A 1563-nucleotide genomic window follows, 5' to 3' on the forward strand; every position below is an offset into this window, starting at 1 on the left:
TCGATCAGCACCTGATCCAGCAACACATCCACCTCGATCCGGCCCAGCTGGTTCATCCCCTCCCAACACACAAAACGCTCGACCACCACCGGCCTTGGGCTGCCGTGCTCAGCCGCTGCCATGGCACATGCGGGGCATCAGTGCTCAGGTGGCATGGGTGGGTCTTGGTAATCGGTGTCGATCTGGTGGCCTGCGGCTTTTTCCTTGGCCTCGGCTGTGGCTCGTGTGGCCTGATCTTCAGCAAGGCTTTTCAACCAGACTGCGCGCCAGTTGAGTCGTTCCCCTGGTGTCATGCCATCCTGCATGGCATGGGTCATGGGCCGGATGGTGATGGACATGAAATAGGCACCGGGTTTGTGTGGATCAAGCCGGGTGATGTCGCGGGACAGTCGGATTTGCATCTCGACATGGTTGGCATGGAAATTCCAGTACAGACCGTCCCCTAATTGCATCCACTCTTCCAGCGTAGGTGTGTACTCGGGACGAAGGTTCATGTCTGCATATGACTCTTTTGCAATTACCCGCCGCACAATCTCCTTGGCCGTGAGCCTCGGGTAGGCTTCAGAAAGATACGGCTTCCACCCTGCTTTCACGATGTCGTCCAGCAGCTTGAAGAATGCCTGCCGGGCCTGGTCGTGCATTTCTTCATCTTCTACAGACAAACCCGCCTGGATGAGAATTTTATATATATGCTCAGTCGGCCTGTCGATGTTTTCGGTTCCCTGTAGTCCCAGCACATGATTAATGTTGAAAGAATGTTTGCCAGACTCAAATCGAATGGTCAACATTTTTTCTTTCTTATGATTGATCTGCACATCATAAAAATTCAGCCCGGCTGGCTGTTTATCCACCTGCATTTTGGGAAATTTAGCCAGCCAACTTTCTGCGGACTCACCGAGAGATAAGGAAATCGGGGCATTTTCAGTGAATGTATTCATACTTTGTTTGTCTTTATTAATATGTTCGGTTTGACTCGGGTCGGTACAGCCTAACAATGTACAAAACAACAGTAGTTGGGCTATCCAGATGCCTTTTCTCCTACCTTTCATTGTTCGTCCTCTCGGGCCTTGGCCAGGGCCCAGTCGGCAATGGCGCTCAACTGGATTTCCATGAAAGCCGTACTTTCCTGCATCAGCCCGTGAAACTTGTCTGCTGCTTTTCCAATCCAGCCCATGCGACTCCTGTAATCCTCCACAATCATATCTTCTGGCGCTTCTGATTTCAGCTTAGGGTCATCCGTTTCACAATGATTGGTGAACACAATCTGCTGCTTGGGAGAAATCCAGCGGATTGGCCAGCTGCGCATGGTGGCCAGAGCCCGCTTGAAATCCGCCTGTTCGTAGATCAAGGGCTGTAGCACCACGCCCTGCTCGTGCTCAGCGATGGCCAGCAGGTGCTCAAGCTGGCTCTTGGCTTTCGACTTTTTATTTGGTGCAGCTTCAATCTCGGGAATCTTGCGAAATGCTTTTTCAATAAACGGCGAAATCTGCAGGTGCTTCAAAATCGGCAAGGATTCCTCCGCCCAGGGCTGCAGTTGCAGGTTGCGCAGCACCGGATCATGGC

At 52.1% G+C, this 1563-nt stretch carries 2 protein-coding genes; both read right to left on the minus strand.

What is annotated here, in order from left to right; all coding sequences use genetic code 11:
• Positions 1-137 precede the first annotated feature (137 nt).
• Positions 138-938, minus strand: coding sequence for a hypothetical protein (locus HNQ59_RS19360; protein ID WP_184042026.1), 801 nt, complete (start codon positions 936-938; stop codon positions 138-140).
• A 107-nt stretch (positions 939-1045) separates the two neighbouring features.
• Positions 1046-1563, minus strand: a 518-nt coding sequence (locus tag HNQ59_RS19365) for a DUF2515 family protein (RefSeq protein WP_425491414.1), incomplete at its 5' end; no start/stop codon positions are given.

The sequence above is a fragment of the Chitinivorax tropicus genome (genome assembly GCF_014202905.1).
Lineage (GTDB): Bacteria > Pseudomonadota > Gammaproteobacteria > Burkholderiales > SCOH01 > Chitinivorax > Chitinivorax tropicus.

Bases quoted from the DNA above. Each gene is read 5' to 3' on its own strand.
- HNQ59_RS19360 (WP_184042026.1), bottom strand. From the start codon at position 938: ATGAATACATTCACTGAAAATGCCCCGATTTCCTTATCTCTCGGTGAG.